The organism is Enterobacter sp. CPE_E863, from assembly GCF_046521465.1.
GTDB classification, from domain to species: Bacteria; Pseudomonadota; Gammaproteobacteria; order Enterobacterales; family Enterobacteriaceae; genus Enterobacter; species Enterobacter adelaidei.
Genome location: NZ_JBKFZX010000001.1, coordinates 3523642 through 3542116 on the forward strand (window position 1 = coordinate 3523642; position 18475 = coordinate 3542116).

The 18475-nt window shown below is 55.9% G+C and carries 19 protein-coding genes; 10 read left to right on the plus strand and 9 right to left on the minus strand.

What is annotated here, in order from left to right; genetic code table 11:
• Positions 1-83: 83 nt before the first annotated feature.
• The 7 genes from recX to mltB form a co-directional block, all read right to left on the minus strand.
• Complete coding sequence (gene recX / locus ACLHV8_RS17340) at positions 84-584, minus strand: recombination regulator RecX (protein WP_028016809.1); 501 nt, start codon at positions 582-584, stop codon at positions 84-86.
• Between the two features lie 66 nt (positions 585-650).
• Positions 651-1709 carry a recombinase RecA gene (gene recA, locus ACLHV8_RS17345; RefSeq protein ID WP_028016810.1) on the minus strand — a complete coding sequence of 353 codons (1059 nt, stop codon included), beginning with the start codon at positions 1707-1709 and terminating at the stop codon, positions 651-653.
• Between the two features lie 89 nt (positions 1710-1798).
• The gene (gene pncC / locus ACLHV8_RS17350; RefSeq protein WP_049006085.1) at positions 1799-2296 is read right to left on the minus strand and encodes a nicotinamide-nucleotide amidase; all 498 of its coding nucleotides are present in this window, start codon (positions 2294-2296) and stop codon (positions 1799-1801) included.
• Positions 2297-2427: 131 nt separating this feature from the next.
• Positions 2428-3306 (minus strand): metal ABC transporter substrate-binding protein, encoded by an 879-nt coding sequence (locus tag ACLHV8_RS17355; protein ID WP_208594104.1) that lies wholly within the window; start codon positions 3304-3306, stop codon positions 2428-2430.
• A gap of 14 nt (positions 3307-3320) precedes the next feature.
• Positions 3321-4181, minus strand: a complete 861-nt coding sequence (locus ACLHV8_RS17360; protein WP_208594103.1) for a metal ABC transporter permease — start codon at positions 4179-4181, stop codon at positions 3321-3323.
• Positions 4178-4831, minus strand: a complete 654-nt coding sequence (locus ACLHV8_RS17365) for a metal ABC transporter ATP-binding protein (RefSeq protein WP_208594102.1) — start codon at positions 4829-4831, stop codon at positions 4178-4180. The genes ACLHV8_RS17360 and ACLHV8_RS17365 overlap by 4 nt, the downstream gene beginning before the upstream one ends.
• 259 nt (positions 4832-5090) lie before the next feature.
• Entirely contained in the window at positions 5091-6191 is a 1101-nt protein-coding gene (gene mltB / locus ACLHV8_RS17370) for a lytic murein transglycosylase B (protein ID WP_176691090.1), read from the minus strand.
• A 252-nt stretch (positions 6192-6443) separates the two neighbouring features.
• On the opposite strand from mltB, the gene srlA reads away from it, so the two are divergent.
• The 10 genes from srlA to ACLHV8_RS17420 all read left to right on the plus strand — a co-directional run bounded on the left by srlA (position 6444) and on the right by ACLHV8_RS17420 (position 15259).
• On the plus strand, positions 6444-7007 hold the full coding sequence (srlA, locus tag ACLHV8_RS17375; RefSeq protein ID WP_028016816.1) for a PTS glucitol/sorbitol transporter subunit IIC: 564 nt from the start codon (positions 6444-6446) through the stop codon (positions 7005-7007).
• Positions 7004-7963, plus strand: coding sequence for a PTS glucitol/sorbitol transporter subunit IIB (locus tag ACLHV8_RS17380; protein ID WP_028016817.1), 960 nt, complete (start codon positions 7004-7006; stop codon positions 7961-7963). Before srlA ends, ACLHV8_RS17380 begins: the two co-directional genes overlap by 4 nt.
• Positions 7964-7975: 12 nt before the next feature.
• Positions 7976-8338 carry a PTS glucitol/sorbitol transporter subunit IIA gene (gene srlB, locus ACLHV8_RS17385; protein WP_049006091.1) on the plus strand — a complete coding sequence of 121 codons (363 nt, stop codon included), beginning with the start codon at positions 7976-7978 and terminating at the stop codon, positions 8336-8338.
• Between the two features lie 14 nt (positions 8339-8352).
• Positions 8353-9132, plus strand: coding sequence for a sorbitol-6-phosphate dehydrogenase (srlD, locus tag ACLHV8_RS17390; protein WP_023294411.1), 780 nt, complete (start codon positions 8353-8355; stop codon positions 9130-9132).
• 67 nt (positions 9133-9199) lie between these two features.
• The gene (gutM, locus tag ACLHV8_RS17395) at positions 9200-9559 is read left to right on the plus strand and encodes a transcriptional regulator GutM (RefSeq protein WP_049006093.1); all 360 of its coding nucleotides are present in this window, start codon (positions 9200-9202) and stop codon (positions 9557-9559) included.
• A 63-nt stretch (positions 9560-9622) separates the two neighbouring features.
• Complete coding sequence (locus ACLHV8_RS17400; RefSeq protein WP_028016820.1) at positions 9623-10396, plus strand: DNA-binding transcriptional repressor; 774 nt, start codon at positions 9623-9625, stop codon at positions 10394-10396.
• The gene (gutQ, locus tag ACLHV8_RS17405) at positions 10389-11354 is read left to right on the plus strand and encodes an arabinose-5-phosphate isomerase GutQ (protein WP_049006094.1); all 966 of its coding nucleotides are present in this window, start codon (positions 10389-10391) and stop codon (positions 11352-11354) included. The genes ACLHV8_RS17400 and gutQ overlap by 8 nt, the downstream gene beginning before the upstream one ends.
• A gap of 238 nt (positions 11355-11592) precedes the next feature.
• Positions 11593-11751: a hypothetical protein gene (locus ACLHV8_RS17410; protein ID WP_164881322.1), complete on the plus strand. Its 159-nt coding sequence runs from the start codon at positions 11593-11595 to the stop codon at positions 11749-11751.
• Between the two features lie 221 nt (positions 11752-11972).
• Entirely contained in the window at positions 11973-13463 is a 1491-nt protein-coding gene (gene nagE / locus ACLHV8_RS17415; protein ID WP_208594101.1) for an N-acetylglucosamine-specific PTS transporter subunit IIBC, read from the plus strand.
• Positions 13464-13594: 131 nt separating this feature from the next.
• The gene (locus tag ACLHV8_RS17420) at positions 13595-15259 is read left to right on the plus strand and encodes an SgrR family transcriptional regulator (protein WP_208594100.1); all 1665 of its coding nucleotides are present in this window, start codon (positions 13595-13597) and stop codon (positions 15257-15259) included.
• Here ACLHV8_RS17420 and ACLHV8_RS17425 read toward each other — a convergent pair.
• Entirely contained in the window at positions 15232-16254 is a 1023-nt protein-coding gene (locus tag ACLHV8_RS17425) for a HoxN/HupN/NixA family nickel/cobalt transporter (RefSeq protein WP_108091020.1), read from the minus strand. The genes ACLHV8_RS17420 and ACLHV8_RS17425 overlap by 28 nt on opposite strands.
• Position 16255: 1 nt before the next feature.
• On the minus strand, positions 16256-18472 hold the full coding sequence (gene hypF / locus ACLHV8_RS17430) for a carbamoyltransferase HypF (protein ID WP_410376995.1): 2217 nt from the start codon (positions 18470-18472) through the stop codon (positions 16256-16258).
• Positions 18473-18475 lie beyond the last annotated feature (3 nt).

An 18475-nucleotide genomic window follows, 5' to 3' on the forward strand; every position in this document is an offset into this window, starting at 1 on the left:
GTAAACAGTTGGACAGACCAGCTACTGGAAAAAGTGGGAATAAGATAAGTTTTCTTTAGTGGGAAGTAAAATCCCGCATGCGTTCAATCGGCAAAATTACGCCAGATATCCTGAATATCTTCCATCAGGAAGCCACGGTAGAGCAAAAAGCGTTGGATTTTCACTTTTTCTGAAAAATCACGCGGCAGGGGTTCACCGTATTTCCGAATCGCCTGTTCTTTTGCCAGCTCGCACCAGTCGGTATCGCATTCTCGCATGGCTTTTTCAATGGACTCGCGGGCTACTCCTTTCTGGTTCAGCTCCTGACGTATGCGCGCGGGGCCGTATCCTTTCCGACCACGGCTGGCGAGAAACCGGGAAGCGAAGCGCTCATCATCCAGATAGTGATGCTCGTAGCACCAGGCAATCACGCGTTCGTAATCTTCCGCCGTGGCATCAATCTCTTCCGGGCCATTTTTGCTCATTACGGGAGCCGACAGTTTTCGCCGCAACTCTTGCTCACTGTGATCACGAACAGCAAGGATACGTACTGCCCGGTCCAGTAAGCGCGCGTACGCGGGTCGGCGTGGGGTAGGTTCACTCATAAAAAACCTGCTGGTTCAGAAATGCAAAAAGGGCCGCATCAGCAGCCCTTCGTCTTTATACAAGCATTAAAAATCTTCGTTGGTTTCTTCAGCATCCACGCTATCAACTGCGAAGTCGGGTGTGGAGTCCTGGTTGTTCAGCAGAAGCTCACGCACTTTCTTCTCAATTTCTTTCGCCGCAGCCGGGTTCTCTTTCAGCCAGGAGATCGCATTTGCTTTGCCCTGACCAATTTTGTCACCGTTATAGCTATACCAGGCGCCCGCTTTTTCAATCAGCTTCTCTTTCACGCCCAGGTCAACCAGCTCACCGAAGAAGTTAATCCCTTCGCCGTAGAGGATCTGGAATTCAGCCTGTTTAAACGGCGCGGCAATTTTGTTCTTCACAACCTTCACGCGGGTTTCGCTTCCAACGACGTTCTCACCCTCTTTTACCGCACCGATACGGCGGATATCAAGACGGACAGACGCGTAGAATTTCAGCGCGTTACCACCGGTGGTGGTTTCCGGGTTACCGAACATTACACCAATTTTCATACGGATCTGGTTAATGAAGATCAGCAGCGTATTGGACTGTTTCAGGTTACCGGCCAGCTTACGCATTGCCTGGCTCATCATACGTGCCGCGAGGCCCATGTGAGAGTCACCGATTTCGCCTTCGATTTCGGCTTTTGGCGTCAGTGCGGCAACGGAGTCGACCACGATAACGTCAACAGCACCCGAACGAGCCAGTGCGTCACAAATTTCCAGCGCCTGTTCACCGGTGTCCGGCTGAGAACAGAGCAGGTTGTCGATATCAACGCCCAGTTTGCGAGCATAAACAGGGTCCAGCGCGTGCTCGGCATCGATAAATGCACAGGTTTTACCTTCACGCTGTGCCGCAGCGATAACCTGCAGCGTCAGCGTCGTTTTACCTGAGGACTCTGGTCCGTAAATTTCTACGATACGGCCCATCGGCAGACCGCCAGCGCCCAGTGCGATATCCAGAGAAAGCGAACCGGTGGAGATGGTTTCCACGTCCATGGAACGGTCTTCACCCAGGCGCATGATGGAGCCTTTACCGAATTGCTTTTCGATCTGGCCCAGTGCTGCCGCCAACGCTTTCTGTTTGTTTTCGTCGATAGCCATTATTACTCCTGTCATGCCGGGAGAAGCGACTGTGCTTCACCGTGGATTTCTGTTCTGTTGGTGCAATTATACTGTATAGTCATACAGTATCAAGTGTTTTGTAGAAATTGTTGCCAGAGCGTTTTTAACGCGTATTCCGTTGCCTGACGGCGCACGCTTTCGCGATCGCCGCTAAAACACTCCCGGCGGGTGATCCCTTCACCTTTGGACGTGGCAAAACCAAACCAGACTGTGCCAACAGGCTTCACGTCGCTGCCGCCATCCGGGCCTGCAATGCCGCTGATTGAAATGGCGTAATCCGCACGCGCCTCTTTGAGCGCACCAATTGCCATCTCAATCACCACCGGTTCGCTGACCGCGCCATGCTGTTCCAGCGTGGATTCACGCACGCCAATCATCTGGGCTTTAGCTTCGTTACTGTAGGTCACAAAGCCACGTTCAAACCAGGCGGAACTGCCGGCGATATCAGTAATCACTTTCGCCACCCAGCCACCAGTACAGGACTCTGCAGTGGTGATTGTCGCACCACGTTGCTTAAGCGCCAGCCCGACTATCTCACTAAGCTGCATCAATTCATGGTCAGTCATTCTCGCTCCAGGCATCAGAAAAACGTGCAGCACAAGATAGCACTTTCTCGTCAGATATGGGGATGCGCTTCAGGTTTTACGAGGGGGCTTCAGAAAAAAGCCGATGCGGGCGCACCGGCCATTAGAGAATGTTATTTCATGCTGTCGGCGAGGGTATTCACATTGTGACGAAACGCCTTCACGTAGGTGTCTGCCACTCCGCCTTTTGCCGACAGGGCTTCCGGATAAAGTTCACCACCCGGCTGAGCGCCCGTGGCTGACGCAATCTGTTTAACCAGACGCGGGTCGAGCTGGTTTTCCATAAACCAGGTTTTCACGCCGTCCGCTTTAATCTGATTAATAATCTCAGCAACCTGCGCCGCACTGGCTTCGCTCTCTGACGACAGTCCCTGTGGCGCCATAAACGTGACGCCATAGGCCCTGCTGAAATAACCGAAAGCGTCATGACTGGTCAGTACGTTACGCTTCGCCTGTGGGATCTGACTAAAGCGGGTTTTAGCCCAGCTATCCAACTGCTCAAGCTGCGCGATATATTTTTTCCCGGAGGCATCCAGCGCGGCTTTATCTTGCGGATCGGCTTTCACCAGCCCGTTCAGAATATTTTGTGCATAAAGCGCCCCGTTCGCCGCACTGTTCCACGCGTGAGGATCGGTCACGGTCTTTCCATCTTCCTCAAGCGTGTGGGTTTTCACCCCGGTTGAAGCGACGACCAGCTGGCCTTTAAATCCGGAGGCTTTCACCAGACGGTCAAGCCAGCCCTCCAGCCCCAGGCCGTTCACCACCACCACATCGGCCTTGCTCAGCGCCGCGCTGTCTTTCGGCGACGGCTCGAAGGTATGCGGATCGCCGTCCGGCCCCACCAGCGTCGTCACCTTCACATGATCGCCGCCGACCTCCTGGGTGATATCCCCCAATATTGAAAAGCTGGTGACCACATTAAGTGTTTTCGCCATCACGCCGTGCGACAACATCCCCAGCGCGAGCGCCACTGCTAATCCTGTACGTTTCATCGTTTCCCCTTGCGTTAAAAAAACGCACGCAGGCTGCCAGCGAGCTGGCTTCGCGTGCCAAATAAAATAGAAATAAAGAAAAGTGCGCTGGCGGTGAGCACAATAGACGGCCCCGCAGGCAGGCTCACAGCCCAGGAAAGGCTTAACCCGAACCATGCACAGAAAATACCGCTCATCCCTGCCATCAGAAGTAATCCAGGTAGGGTGCGTACCCAGCATCGCGCGGCCACGGCGGGTAACATCATCAACCCGACGGCCATCAGCGTGCCAAGCACCTGAAAGCCCGCCACCAGGTTAAGCACCAGCAGCGCCAGAAACAGGCCATGCAACAGACCGGGTAACCAACGGGCATTCACCTGCAGCCACGCCGTATCAAACGCCTCTGTCACCAGCCCGCGATAAAAGACAGCCAGTACGATTAACGTGAAAATACAAACCCCAGCCACAAACAGTGCGGCATCGTTGTCCACGGCGAGAATAGAACCAAACAGCAAATGCAGCAGATCGACATTCGACCCACGCAGCGACACCAGCGTGACGCCTAATGCCAGCGATCCCAGATAGAACCCGGCAAAGCTGGCATCTTCTTTAAGCGGCGTGCGTCGGCTGACCAACCCGGCCACCAGCGCAACGGCAATCCCGGCGATAAAACCGCCGATACTCATCGCCAGCAATGACATGCCGCTGAGCAAATATCCCACTGCGACACCCGGCAAAATGGCATGAGAAAGGGCATCCCCCATCAGGCTCATCCTGCGTAGCTGAAGAAAAACCCCGAGCGCCGTGGTGCTGACCGACAGCGCCAGGCAAACCAACAGTGCGCGCCGCATAAAGCCGTACTCGATAAACGGCTGGAAAAAGAGTTGCCAAATCATGCCACCCTCACCCGCTCGGTTTTCCATTGGGGAACGTCAGCATCCAGCCGTAATGTCTGCGGGAAATGGCGCGAGACGCGTTCACTGTCGTGGAGTACCGCTAACAAGGTTTGTCCCTGCATATACATCTCCAGCATCAAATCCATCAGCACGTTGCAGGTGGCTTCATCGACGCCGGTAAAGGGCTCGTCAAGCATCACCAGCGGCGCCTGCTGTACCAGGACACGGGCAAAAAGCATGCGCTGAAACTGGCCGCCGGAGAGCTCATCAATGGTAGATAGCGCCATAGATTCCAGCCCTACACGTTCAATCGCACCGGCAATCCGCAAGCGTGTTTCACGACGAAAGCCGGATAAAAGCGAAATGCCCGGCCAGCACCCCATACTGACGACATCCTGCACGGTCAACGGAAATTGCGCCTCCAGCCCGTGGCGTTGTGCCAGCCAGCCAATCACCGGGCGCTTTTCCTGCCAGCGCATACTCCCGCCCACGGGAGCGATAAACCCTGCGAGCGTTTTCAGGAGCGTCGATTTCCCGCAGCCGTTGGCGCCCACGATTGCGGTCATACTCCCGCGTTCAATGACGCCGGATAACGGCCGCGTGACGGGCTGACGTTCATAACCTGCGGTCAGTTCATTCATTACGATCATGGCAGCGCTACCGCCCAACTCACCGCCAGGCTGAGAAACACAATAATGGCCAGCGCCAGCAGAAGGCGAACTGGCGCAGAGAGCGAAAAAAGGGAAATTGACATCTCGACACCCGCAATAATGTTATAACATAACAATAATGAAAGGTATTGACGTTGTAAATGGTGTGTTTGAAAAGGGAGTGTGGCGAAATGTTTCAGCGAAAAATAGGGGACCATCTTCAGCCCTCTCCACCAGGGAGAGGGCTGAATCAAGCGAGTTACTGACTAAACGGCGACGCTGCAGGCACACGCGCCTGCGATACCGCCAGCCCCAGCTGCCACACGGCCATCGCATAGTGGGTGCTGTGGTTATAGCGGGTGATGGTGTAGAAGTTTGGCAGACCGTACCAGTACTGGTAACCGGTACCGATATCCAGACGCAGCAGGCTTGCCTGTTGCGCATTGCCCAGCGGCTGCGTTGGCGTTAAGCCTGCTGCTGCCAGCTGCGAAATGCTGTAGTTGGTTTTGAAGCCGTTTTCCAGCCCCGGCGCCTGGCCGTTAGCCTGCACCGCCACCTGGCCGCCCGGCACCCAGCCGTGCGCTTTGAAGTAGTTCGCCACGCTGCCAATAGCATCCACCGGATCCCACAGGTTGATGTGACCATCGCCGTTAAAGTCGACGGCGTATTGTTTATAGGAGGACGGCATAAACTGGCCATAACCCATCGCACCGGCAAACGAACCTTTCAGATCGAGCGGATCATCTTGCTCATTACGCGCCATCAGCAGGAAGGTTTCCAGCTCGGAAGAGAAATATTCGGCACGGCGCGGGTAGTTAAAGGACAGTGTCGCCAGTGCATCCAGGATGCGGGTTTTGCCCATCACGCGGCCCCAGCGGGTTTCCACGCCGATAATCCCGACGATAATTTCCGGCGGCACGCCGTAGACCTGCCACGCACGGTTCAGCGCATCCTCATACTGATTCCAGAACACGACGCCATTCTGCACGTTGTCCGGGGTAATAAACTGTTTGCGATAGCGCAACCATGCGCCATTTGGCCCGCTCGGCGCCTGGGCCGTCGGTGCCTGTCTGTCCATCAGGCGCAACACGTAATCAAGACGCTTCGCCTGAGATAAAATTTCGTGCAGTTGTTGCCTGTCAAAGCCGTGTTTGCTCACCATTTTATCAATGAACTGCTCGGCCGCCGGGTTATTCGCGAAGTCGCCGCCCATCTGCATCATATTGTGCTGCGGCTCCAGCAGGAATCCTCCGGAAGGCGCGCCTGCCGTTTGCTGAACGGTTTCGGTCTTAGGTTTGCTACTACAGGCAGACAGCAGAATAAGCGCAGGTAACAACGCTGCATAACGACGCTTGAACATGAGACATCCATTTAACGGGTTCGATAAGAGCTCAGTATGGTAAAGCATCCGCAACACCTCAAGGAAGCAGTACGCACCTCCCCCACGCAAATCCTCGCTTTTTTCCACCGAAAATCATTGACCTCATCAATAAACTTTCAAAATAATACATTTTTCTTTCATTGTGAGATCTAACTAACACTTTAAAACCTTTCAAAGTGATTATTATTAGCCCGGTCAGACAAAAACAAAAAAGCCCCACAGGAGAGAAGAATGATAGAAACCATCACCCACGGCGCCGAGTGGTTCATCGGGCTGTTTCAGAAAGGCGGAGAAGTGTTCACCGGCATGGTGACCGGGATCCTGCCCCTGCTGATCAGCCTGCTGGTGATCATGAACGCGCTGATCAACTTTATCGGCCAGCAGCGCATTGAACGCTTCGCTCAGCGTTGCGCGGGTAACCCACTGTCCCGCTACCTGGTATTACCCTGTATCGGTACCTTCGTTTTCTGCAACCCGATGACCTTAAGCCTCGGGCGTTTTATGCCAGAAAAGTACAAACCAAGTTACTACGCAGCGGCCTCCTACAGCTGCCATTCGATGAACGGTCTGTTCCCGCACATCAACCCCGGCGAGCTGTTTGTCTATCTCGGGATAGCCAGCGGCCTTACCACCCTTGGTCTGCCACTCGGACCACTGGCGGTGAGCTATCTGCTGGTTGGCCTCGTCACCAACTTCTTCCGCGGCTGGGTGACGGACCTCACCACCGCCATTTTCGAGAAAAAAATGGGCATCCAGCTTGAACAGAAAGTCCATCTTTCAGGAGCCACAGCATGAACCGGATCCGCATTGAGAAAGGCACGGGCGGCTGGGGCGGCCCGCTGGAGTTCGACGCAACAGAAGGCAAAAAGATCGTCTACATCACCGCAGGCACACGCCCGGCGATCGTTGACAAACTACGCGAGCTGACCGGCTGGGAAGCGGTTGACGGCTTTAAAGAGGGCGAGCCACCGGAAGCGGAAATCGGCGTGGCGGTGATCGACTGCGGCGGCACGCTGCGCTGCGGCATCTATCCTAAGCGTCGCATTCCGACGGTGAATATTCACTCCACCGGCAAGTCAGGCCCGCTGGCGCAATACATCCTGGAAGACATTTATGTGTCGGGCGTGAAAGAGGACAACATCACTCTGGTGAATGGCTCCCCTGCCCCACAAAAAGCCACACCGCGTGATTACGACACCAGCAAAAAAATCACCGAACAGAGCGATGGTCTGTTGGCAAAAGTCGGCATGGGCATGGGGTCCGCCGTGGCGGTGCTGTTCCAGTCCGGGCGCGACACTATTGATACCGTGCTGAAAACCATTCTGCCATTTATGGCATTCGTCTCGGCGCTGATCGGCATCATCATGGCCTCCGGTCTGGGTGACTGGATTGCCCACGGACTCGCCCCGCTCGCCAGCCATCCGCTTGGGCTGGTCACACTGGCGCTGATCTGCTCCTTCCCGCTGCTGTCGCCGTTTCTCGGCCCTGGGGCGGTGATTGCTCAGGTCATCGGCGTGCTGATTGGTGTGCAAATTGGTCTGGGTAATATTCCCCCGCACCTTGCTCTGCCCGCCCTGTTTGCCATTAACGCCCAGGCGGCATGCGACTTCATTCCCGTTGGGTTGTCGCTAGCCGAAGCGCGCCAGGACACCGTGCGCGTGGGCGTGCCGTCAGTGCTGGTAAGCCGCTTCCTGACGGGCGCGCCGACGGTGCTGATTGCCTGGTTTGTCTCTGGCTTTATTTATCAATAAGAGGTTCTTGTTATGACCGTGATTTACCAAACCACCATTACCCGCATCGGCCAGAGCGCGGCGGAGGCACTGAGCGACCAGATGCTGATCACCTTCCGCGAAGGTGCCCCGGCGGATATCGAAGAGTTTTGCTTTATCCACTGCCATGGCGTGCTGAACGGTGAACTCAAGCCCGGCAGCCAGCTGGAGCTGGGTGAAACGCGTTATGCCGTGACCGCCGTCGGTGAGGTAGCCGAACAAAACCTGCGCGAGCTGGGCCATATCACCCTGCGTTTTGACGGCCAGCCGCAGGCGGAATACCCCGGCACGGTTCACGTCGATGGCCCGGTTCCACAGGCTGTCACCCCAGGCTGTACATTAAAATTTGTTGCGTAATTAAGGAGAATCACATGAGTCAGGTTGCCGTTGTCATTGGTGGGGGACAAACGTTAGGTGAGTTCCTCTGCCGTGGGCTTGCCGCAGAGGGTTACCGCGTGGCGGTAGTGGATATTCAGAGTGAAAAAGCCGCCCGCGTGGCGGATACCATCAACACCGAGTTTGGCGAAGGAATGGCATACGGGTTTGGCGCCGATGCCACCAGCGAGCAGAGCGTAATGGCGCTTGCCCGCGGTGTGGACGAGATTTTTGGCCGTACCGACCTGCTGGTTTACAGCGCCGGGATTGCAAAAGCGGCCTTTATCAGCGATTTCGAACTGGGGGATTTTGACCGCTCGCTGCAGGTGAACCTCGTGGGTTATTTCCTCTGCGCCCGCGAGTTTTCCCGCCTGATGATCCGCGACGGCATTCAGGGGCGCATTATTCAGATTAACTCGAAATCCGGCAAAGTGGGCAGCAAGCACAACTCCGGTTATAGCGCGGCGAAATTTGGCGGCGTCGGGCTAACGCAGTCTCTGGCGCTGGATCTGGCTGAATATGGCATTACCGTTCACTCGCTGATGCTGGGCAACCTGCTGAAATCGCCGATGTTCCAGTCCCTGCTGCCGCAGTATGCCACCAAGCTCGGCATCAAAGCTGAAGAAGTGGAACAATATTACATTGATAAAGTGCCGCTCAAGCGCGGATGCGACTATCAGGACGTGCTGAATATGCTGCTGTTTTACGCCAGTCCGAAAGCCTCGTACTGCACCGGGCAGTCAATTAACGTCACCGGTGGGCAGGTGATGTTCTGATCGGGCAGGCTGATGCCCTCACCCTAACCCTCTCCCTGTGGGAGAGGGAACACAACAAGGAGCCGATATGGTCACAGCACTCATCACCGTCGCCGCCCTCGCCTGGTTCTGCCAGATGGCTTTCGGCGGCTGGCAGATCCATCAGTTTAACCGCGCCTTTGATGCGCTGTGTCAGAAAGGCCGCGTGGGCGTCGGGCGTTCTGGTGGACGTTTCAAACCACGCGTGGTGGTTGCCGTTGCGCTGGACGAAGATGACAAGGTCTGCGATTCCCTCATCATGCGCGGCATGACCGTTTTCGCCCGCCCGGCGAAAATCCAGGCGATTAACGGACTGTCGTTGCAGGAATTGCAGCCTGATGTGATCTTTCCCCATGATCCACTCTGTCAGAATGCACTATCATTAGCGCTTAATCTGAAACATGGATAATTTCGTTGTGAAAGCTATAGACTTGCGAAATTATCATTTCGCAACCTAAGGAACGAAGCGCCTATGAAACCTCGTCAGCGGCAGGCGGCCATTCTCGAGCATCTGCAGAAGCAGGGGAAATGCTCGGTAGACGATCTGGCCCACTACTTTGACACCACCGGCACGACAATACGCAAAGACCTGGTATTGCTCGAAAACTCTGGCGCCGTCATTCGGACTTACGGCGGTGTGGTGCTCAATAAGGATGAAGCCGACCCGCCTATCGATCACAAAACGCTGATCAACACCCACCAGAAGGCGCTGATTGCCGAAGCGGCGGTGAAATTTATTCACGATGGCGATTCCATCATTCTTGACGCAGGCAGTACCGTGTTGCAAATGATCCCGCTGCTCAGTCGCTTTAACAACATCACGGTGATGACCAACAGCCTGCATATCGTCAACGCCCTCTCTGAATTCGATAGCGAGCAAACCATTCTGATGCCGGGTGGCACCTTCCGTAAGAAATCGGCGTCATTCCACGGCCAGCTGGCAGAGAACGCCTTCGACCACTTCAGCTTTGATAAACTCTTTATGGGCACCGACGGCATCGACCTGAACGCGGGCGTGACCACCTTCAACGAGGTGTTCAGCGTCAGCAAAGCCATGTGCAATGCCGCGCGGGAAGTGATTCTGATGGCAGATTCATCGAAGTTTGGCCGTAAAAGCCCCAATATCGTTTGCAGCCTGGAAAGCGTCGACAAACTGATTACCGACGCAGGTATCGACCCGGCGTTCAAAAAAGCGCTGGAAGAGAAAGGCATCGACGTGATCGTAACCGGAGAGAAAGATGAGTGATTTTCTGTTAAACGCTGGCCGCCAGACCCTGATGCTGGAGCTACAGGAAGCCAGCCGCCTGCCCGAACGCTTGGGCGAGGATTTTGTTCGCGCGGCCAACACCATTATTCAGTGCGAAGGTAAGGTGATTGTCTCCGGAATAGGTAAGTCAGGTCACATCGGTAAGAAAATTGCGGCGACGCTTGCCAGCACCGGTACTCCGGCCTTCTTCGTTCATCCGGCAGAAGCACTGCACGGCGATCTGGGGATGATCGAAAGCCGCGATGTGATGCTGTTTATCTCCTATTCCGGTTCGGCCAAAGAGCTGGATCTCATCATTCCGCGCCTGCAGGAAAAAACGGTCGCTCTGCTGGCAATGACCGGCAAATCCCGCTCGCCGCTGGCGCTGGCAGCCAAGGCCACGCTGGATATTTCCGTTGAGCGTGAAGCCTGTCCGATGCACCTCGCCCCCACATCCAGCACCGTTAATACGCTGATGATGGGCGACGCGCTGGCGATGGCGGTGATGCAGGCGCGCGGCTTTAACGAAGAAGATTTCGCCCGTTCGCATCCGGCCGGAGCGCTTGGGGCACGCCTGCTCAATAAGGTTCACAACCTGATGCGAACTGACGATGCCATTCCGCAGGTCAAACTCGATACCAGCGTGATGGACGCGATGCTGGAACTGAGCCGTACCGGGCTGGGATTGGTCGCCGTGTGTGACAGCGACAGCTTTGTTAAAGGTGTATTTACCGACGGCGATCTGCGTCGCTGGCTGGTCGGCGGCGGCAAGCTGGAATCGCCGGTTTCTGAAGCGATGACCCAGGGCGGGCTGACGTTGAACGCCGACAGCCGCGCCATTGAGGCCAAAGAGGTTCTGATGAAACGTAAAATCACCGCCGCGCCGGTGGTGGATGACGGCGGCAAGCTGTGCGGCGCCATCAACCTGCAGGATTTCTATCAGGCTGGAATTATCTAATCTTTGAGCCCAGGACACTTCGCCAGCCGGTGCAGGTTGGTGAAGTTCAAAAGTCTAAACGCTTTTTTTTACGCAATTTATTCATAAAATAAATACAAATAAGATAAATCATCGCTATCAATCCTTTATTTATTATTCCCATCAATACTTAAAACCGGAACACCTGAAAAACATTGCCCTGTTTTATTCCCTAATAACAATCTACCCTGATCACACATTAACGCGAAAGGGGTATTTCATGGCACATTTCACCGAAGAGCTTAACTATCTCGCTCACTATTTTAAGCAGGTCAGAAAAGCAGAGCACATTTTATTTCGCTGGCTATGGTTGAGTCCTGAAGCTCGTATCGAGCGCCTGCGGGAGCTGATGATTCCGGTAAGCAAACGTGATAACTGAAGGTCTGGCGGCGCTTCTCCTTCAGTAAATGTGTGAAGCGCCACCAGCAAAAACCGGAACAAATAATAGAATGCATCATTGTTTATTTCAGGAATGACTTACCTGAGGAATATAATAAAAATTAATTTATATCGCATCACATTTTTATCTCCCCTGCTTCCACATTAAAATAAAAGCTGTTATTTTCCGATGTGAATTAAGTCTTTTTGGAATCCTCTCTCATGAATGCATTTAGTTATCTTCAACGTCTGGGTAAAGCCCTGATGTTGCCTATCGCCACCTTACCAGTTGCAGCCATATTATTACGCCTCGGCCAGCCTGACGTATTTAATATTCCGTTTATTGCCAGTGCCGGTGGCGGGATCTTCGACAGCCTGCCGCTGTTGTTTGCTCTGGGTATCGCCATTGGTCTGGCAAAAGACAATGCTGGTGCTGCAGCTCTCGCGGGTGCTGTCGGCTTTCTGGTCCTCACCAAAGCCACAGCGGTGATTAACGCCTCCATTAACATGTCCTTCTTTGCCGGGATTATTGCGGGTGTGGTGGCCGGTCACTGCTATAACCGCTTCTCCAATACTAAACTGCCGGATTTCCTTGCGTTCTTTGCTGGTAAACGTCTGGTGCCCATCATGACCGGGTTAATTTGTCTATTCATCGCATGGATTTGCGGCTACGTCTGGCCTTCCGTGCAGCACGGCATTGATACCTTCAGTTTGCTGGTGTCCCGTAGCGGTGAGCCCGGCTGGTTTATTTACGGTGTCCTTAACCGCGCGTTAATTCCTTTCGGCCTGCACTACATACTGCATTCCGTCTTCTGGTTCAGCCTCGGTGACTGTCTGAAAGTGACTTACGATGCTGCCAGCGCGGTACATAACATCTGTCTCGCGCCGGACGTGGTGAAAGGTCTGGTCGTTGGCAGCGCCGTGCCAGGTATTGACGGATCCAGCATCACGCAGATTGCCACCGACTTAACCCGGGGCGATCTTAACCGCTTCTTCGCCGGTGACCCGCATGCGGGGGTCTACATGGCCTGGGCATATCCGATCTTTATGGGCGGTCTTCCGGGTGCAGCACTGGCGATGTATTTCGCCGCGCCAAAAGCACGTCGCTCAGCCGTCGGCGGGATGCTGCTCTCTGTCGCCCTGACCGCCTTCCTGACGGGCATTACCGAGCCAATTGAGTTCTCCTTCCTGTTCCTCGCTCCAGCCCTGTATGCCCTGCATGCGGTACTTGCTGGTGTGAGTATGGTAATCGCCAACAGCCTCGGCGTGCTGCATGGCTTTGGTTTTTCCGCCGGGCTTATCGACTTCGTCCTGAACTGGGGTCTTGCCACGAAGCCGTGGCTCCTGATCCCTCTGATTGCTCTGTTCTTTGCGATCTACTTTGTGGTATTCACGTTCGCGATTCGCTTTTTCAAGCTGAAAACGCCGGGTCGCGAAGACGACGACACGGTAACGGGTGATTCTGACGATCAAAACGAGGCCATTGCCCAATACATCTCAGCATTGGGTGGCAAAGATAACCTGAAGATTGTCGATGCCTGTATAACTCGCCTGCGCTTAACGCTTACAGATAACAGCGTGCTGGATGAACAGGCGCTGAAATCACTGGGGGCGAAAGGCATTCTGAAAATGGGTACGCAGAACGCACAGGTGATTCTGGGCCCACAGGCCGAAAGCATCGCGCTGAAGATCCGGGCGCAGATCGAAGCCTGACGTTGCACAATCCTGTTCCCTCTCTCACCGGAGAGGGAATAAAACCGGAACACTTTATATATCCCACCCTTATTTATTCCGCAAAACCCCCTACACTCTCACCATTCTCCTTTTGTTACCGGTACGCCGTCATGCGCCAGCTTCAGAAAATCCGACAGTATCAACGGCTTTATCAGCACTACGGCACAGAGCCAAAGCCCACGACCATCGCGGAAGTGGCCGGTGTCGCGTTATGCAGTGAGCGCCATGCACGCACATTGCTGCGCCAGCTTACGCAAAACGGATGGTTAAGCTGGCAGGCGCAACCAGGACGCGGACATCGTGCCATCCTGCATTGCCTGACGACCACCAGCGAACTGAGCGCACCGCTGATGCATGCCTGCCTGGAAAAAGGGGACTACCAGAGCGCGCTGCAGTTGGCCGATGGCGACCCGGCTAGCCTGCATCACATCATCACGCCGTTTTTAGGCGGAAAATGGCTTAAGCACCAGCCGACGCTGCGCATTCCGTGGTATCGCCCACTCACGTCGCTGCATCCCGCCCTGCAACGTCGCCGTGCCGAGCAGCATATTATCTGCGCGGTTCACGCTGGGTTGACGCGTTACGTCCCCGGCCACCCGCAACCGGTGGCCGATTTAGCCCATCACTGGGAGAGTAGTGACGACAAACTTCGCTGGAGCTTTTACCTGCGTAGCGGTGCGCACTGGCATAACGGACAAGCGATCAGCGATGAAGATATTCTCGGCGCGCTGCACCAGTTGTTGGCCGATCCCGCACGTAATACAGGGCTAACTCACGTGAGTAAAGTGATGCTTATCGCACCGTGGTGTCTGGAAATCACGCTTAACGCGCCAGACGCCATGCTGGCGCATCGTCTCGCGCATCATGTTTGCCGTTTGCCACATCCGCAACAACCGAATGTGGGTGCTGGCCCCTTTGCAATTGCTTATCATCACTCGCACTATCTGCGCCTTGAGCGTCAGCCGTGGTACTTTGCGACACATCCCCTGCTGCATGCAATTGAGTTCTGGCGAACCCGCGCCGGAACAGAAAAACCGGCATGGATAACCGTTGGTAAAGGAGAAAATGCCCAGGAGTCCATCACCACCACCAGCGGTGGGTTTTCCTGGCTGATGGTGAATGCCCGGTTACCACAACCGCTGGCCGCCTGGTTGCGCCAGGAAATCCAGCATCTTAACCAGCAGTTCATCCGCCGGGATGATGTTGAAACCCGTACGGAAATACTGCCCGGGATCACGACACCCGCGTATCCTGAAGCGCCTGACGTGACGCTTCCACCTGCCCTTTCACTGGTCTGCTATCACACGCCGGTGCTGTGCGACCTCGCCGGCATGCTGCAAACTCGCCTGAAAAAGCGTGGCTGCGACGTCACGATTCACTGGAAAGATCGCGAAGAGTGGCATGCGCCTGACGCGCTGGCGCAAGCGGATATCTTACTGGGGGATTATCTTGCCGGTGAAGTACCGGTCTTTGCGCTGGCAGAGTGGTTTACTGAAGAACCCGCGTGGATCGCCGCGCTGGGTGAGAGCGCGTGGCAAAACGCAAAGCAGACGCTGATGGCGTATTGCGAAAGTGAGGAAACGCTAAGAGCACACTTGCCCGCCTTCTTTCATCGCCTGCTTGAAAGCGGCGCCTGTACGCCGCTTTTCCACTACCGCTATCGCATCAACACGATGGAAAATGTGCAGAACATTGTGCTGACTGCCAGCGGCTGGCTTGATTTCACCCGCGCCTGGCTACCGCCGGCTCAGGAGCGCACGACCAGCGCATCGTAGCCGCGCCAGCGGTAGTTGACCATGGAGATCAGCCAGCAGGCGACAAACAGCCCGACCACCACAAATCCGGCGTTGCCCAGGTTGTCGTTTACCGCGCCAATCACATCCCAGACGCCACCGCTGAGGGCGAATTTATCCATCAGCAGACCCAGCGCTTCCAGCCCGCCAATAAACAGCGCCACCACCACAGATGTCCCGGTAATGGTCATGTTGTAGTAGAGCTTACGTTGCGGTTTGTTAAACGCCCATCCGTAAGCACCGACCATCAACAAATTGTCGAGGGTATCGACCAGCGCCATACCGCTGGCGAAGAGCGCCGGGAAGATCATGATTGACCACACCGACATCCCGTGAGAGGCGCTGGCGGCAGAAATGCCCAACACGCCAATTTCGGTGGCAGTGTCAAACCCCAGACCAAACAGGAATCCGACCAGGTACATCTGCCAGCTTTTGTTGACCAGCCGGAAGGTTGCGCCAAATAACCAGTTCATGACGCCGCCCTGTGCAGGTAACTCTACTTCACTGCTTGTCGCGCGCCCCTTTTTCAGCGCCTGAAAACTGCGCCAGACGCCGCGTAAAATCACCATATTGACCAGCGCCATCGCCAGCAGGAAAGTCGCGGAAACGGCTGTTCCAATCAGACTCCCTGTCTCGTGAAACCATGCCATATTTTTCTGAAACGCCGTAGCGGTGGCAGCAATGGCAATGGAGGCCAGCACCACGATGGTGGAATGACCCAGCGAGAACCAGGCCCCTACGCCGGATGGGCGTTTGCCCTGCTGCATCATCTTACGCGTGACGGTATCAATGGCCGCAATGTGGTCTGCATCCACCGCATGGCGAAGTCCATAACACCAGGCAAGCAGGCTTGCCGCCATCAACGCCGTGCTGCCGCTGAAGGTTTGCCATGCCCATCCCCAGGCCAGCAGGTTTGCCATTACCAGAGCCAGCAGCAGAAGCGCGGCACGAGGTTCATTGCGTAAGAGTCGTAACATTTTAAGTCCTTTGTGAACATGACCGGGCGGCGGCGACCACCGCCTGCCCGAAGGAGATCGCTCCGTCACCTGCGGGCAGGCGCGAAGGAAAAAGAAGCGTAAAGTCAGAAAGATAATGACGCAGACGCGCACGCAGCAGGCGGTTGTGTAACACCCCACCGCTGAAGCACACCGTGGAAAGTGATAAACGCATGGCATGCAATTTGACTAATTGCGCCAACCCTTTTGCCAGCGCATCGTGAAACGCCCATGCGCGTTCGCAGGGCTCCGCCTGCCAGTTCAGCCATTGCTGCCAGAAGAGGGAGAGATTATCCACCGAAAGCGTGACCGGGTGCGCGACACCGGCGCACTGTGAAGCCAGTGCTTCCAGCCGGCAAGCCGCTTCACTTTCGTAGCGTTGCGTTTCTATGCCCAGCGCGCAGGCGATTGCATCGAAAAGCCTTCCGCATGACGAGGCCAGCGGCGTATTGACGCCGCGCCCGATTGCTGTCGCCAGCAGCGGCCAGTTTTGGCGCTGTACCGCACGCGTTTCCGGGTAGTGCTGCCAGTCAGGCACAAACGCCAGGCAATGTGCGAGTAAATTGCGCCACGGCTGAACGGCCGCCAGATCCCCGCCAGGCAACGCCACGGCAGGTAATCCACCGAGATGCTCACAGTCGCAGTAGTTTACCCGCAGACATTCCCCACCCCACAGCGCACCGTTCTCGCCCATGCCGATCCCGTCCATCGTCAACGCGATAACATCGCCACCGTCGAGCGGCCAGCCGTTTTCAGCCAGGCACGCCGCCGCGTGTGCGTGATGGTGCAACACGGTGTCGACCGGCAACGCCTGCTCGTGTGCCCATTGTCGGGAGTGGTAACCCGGATGGGCATCGCACACCACACGCTCCGGTTGAAAGGTGTAGATCTGCTGCATCAGCGCCAGTGCCGAACGCCACTGGGCTTCGACACCCTCGTCACTGAGATCGCCAAAATGCTGGCTCAGCACGGCCTGGTTCCCGCGCACCAGGCAGAACGTATTTTTCATCTCGCTACCTGTACACAACATAGCGGGTATATTGCTAAAACCTGCAGGCAACGTGATGGCATCCGGCACAAATCCGCGCGCACGGCGCAGCATTGTCCCGTCCTGAAGCAGGACCGAATCATCCATCCTCTGCACAATGTCGCGGTTGTGAAGCAGAAAACCGTCTGCAATCTCCCCAAGCTCGTCCAGCGCCTGCTGATTACTGATGGCGGGCGGTTTGCCGCTGAGATTGCCGGAGGTCATCACCAGCGGAAGCTGGCAGTCGAGCATGAGCAAATGTTGCAGCGGGTTTGCGGGCAGCATGATGCCTACCAAGTCCAGGCCCGGAGCTATCTCGTCGGGCAACGCGGGCAACCACACCTTTGGCGTAAGCACAATGGGGGCTGCGGGTGAGCATAACAGCGTCTGAATCGCCGTCGGCAGCGCTTCCGCCTGCGGGATCATCACGGCCAGCGGCTTCGCAGGACGCTGTTTGCGTGATCGAAGTAACGCGACCGCCTGCGGATTGAGCGCATCACAGGCGAGGTGAAAACCCCCTAACCCTTTGATGGCAACAATGCCACCGTTTTTCAGCATCTCTACCGCAGCGCTTAACGCAGACTCGCGGGTAGTAATGATGTCCCCCGCACGCCATTCCAGCTCCGGCCCGCAGTCCGGGCAGGCGACGGGCTGCGCATGAAAACGGCGGTCTGCGGGGTTGCGATACTCCGTTTCACACGGTTCGCACAGCGGGAATGTCGCCATCGACGTGGCCGGGCGGTCATAAGGCATGGCGCGGATAATGGTAAAACGCGGACCACAGTGGGTGCAGTTGATAAACGGATAGCGATAACGGCGTTCACGGGGATCGCGCATCTCAGCCAGGCATGCCGGACAGGTAGCGGAATCCGGTACGATCTGGGTGTCCATCGCCCCGCCCGCGCTGTGACGGATGGTAAAGTCCTCCGGCACACGCCTCCAGGTGAAAGGCTGCAAGTCGATCGCGTCAATACGCGCCAGCGGTGGGCAGTCCTGGCGCAGCCTCGCGGTAAAGGCCCCCCCATTACCCGCGAGCCGCACCAGCACGCCCTCTCCGTCATTGCAGACGTCGCCGTTTAACTGAAGCGACTGCGCCAGTTGCCAGACGAAGGGACGAAATCCGACGCCCTGCACTTTGCCGCGCACGCGCAGCTGTACGCCGTTACTGCACATGGC

Bases quoted from the DNA above. Each gene is read 5' to 3' on its own strand.
- hypF (WP_410376995.1), bottom strand. From the start codon at position 18,472: ATGTGCAGTAACGGCGTACAGCTGCGCGTGCGCGGCAAAGTGCAGGGC.
- ACLHV8_RS17380 (WP_028016817.1), top strand. From the start codon at position 7,004: ATGAACCGGATCCGCATTGAGAAAGGCACGGGCGGCTGGGGCGGCCCG.
- nagE (WP_208594101.1), top strand. From the start codon at position 11,973: ATGAATGCATTTAGTTATCTTCAACGTCTGGGTAAAGCCCTGATGTTG.
- ACLHV8_RS17365 (WP_208594102.1), bottom strand. From the start codon at position 4,831: ATGATCGTAATGAATGAACTGACCGCAGGTTATGAACGTCAGCCCGTC.
- gutQ (WP_049006094.1), top strand. From the start codon at position 10,389: ATGAGTGATTTTCTGTTAAACGCTGGCCGCCAGACCCTGATGCTGGAG.
- srlB (WP_049006091.1), top strand. From the start codon at position 7,976: ATGACCGTGATTTACCAAACCACCATTACCCGCATCGGCCAGAGCGCG.
- pncC (WP_049006085.1), bottom strand. From the start codon at position 2,296: ATGACTGACCATGAATTGATGCAGCTTAGTGAGATAGTCGGGCTGGCG.
- gutM (WP_049006093.1), top strand. From the start codon at position 9,200: ATGGTCACAGCACTCATCACCGTCGCCGCCCTCGCCTGGTTCTGCCAG.
- srlD (WP_023294411.1), top strand. From the start codon at position 8,353: ATGAGTCAGGTTGCCGTTGTCATTGGTGGGGGACAAACGTTAGGTGAG.
- ACLHV8_RS17360 (WP_208594103.1), bottom strand. From the start codon at position 4,181: ATGATTTGGCAACTCTTTTTCCAGCCGTTTATCGAGTACGGCTTTATG.
- srlA (WP_028016816.1), top strand. From the start codon at position 6,444: ATGATAGAAACCATCACCCACGGCGCCGAGTGGTTCATCGGGCTGTTT.
- ACLHV8_RS17355 (WP_208594104.1), bottom strand. From the start codon at position 3,306: ATGAAACGTACAGGATTAGCAGTGGCGCTCGCGCTGGGGATGTTGTCG.
- ACLHV8_RS17410 (WP_164881322.1), top strand. From the start codon at position 11,593: ATGGCACATTTCACCGAAGAGCTTAACTATCTCGCTCACTATTTTAAG.
- recA (WP_028016810.1), bottom strand. From the start codon at position 1,709: ATGGCTATCGACGAAAACAAACAGAAAGCGTTGGCGGCAGCACTGGGC.
- recX (WP_028016809.1), bottom strand. From the start codon at position 584: ATGAGTGAACCTACCCCACGCCGACCCGCGTACGCGCGCTTACTGGAC.
- ACLHV8_RS17425 (WP_108091020.1), bottom strand. From the start codon at position 16,254: ATGTTACGACTCTTACGCAATGAACCTCGTGCCGCGCTTCTGCTGCTG.
- mltB (WP_176691090.1), bottom strand. From the start codon at position 6,191: ATGTTCAAGCGTCGTTATGCAGCGTTGTTACCTGCGCTTATTCTGCTG.
- ACLHV8_RS17400 (WP_028016820.1), top strand. From the start codon at position 9,623: ATGAAACCTCGTCAGCGGCAGGCGGCCATTCTCGAGCATCTGCAGAAG.
- ACLHV8_RS17420 (WP_208594100.1), top strand. From the start codon at position 13,595: ATGCGCCAGCTTCAGAAAATCCGACAGTATCAACGGCTTTATCAGCAC.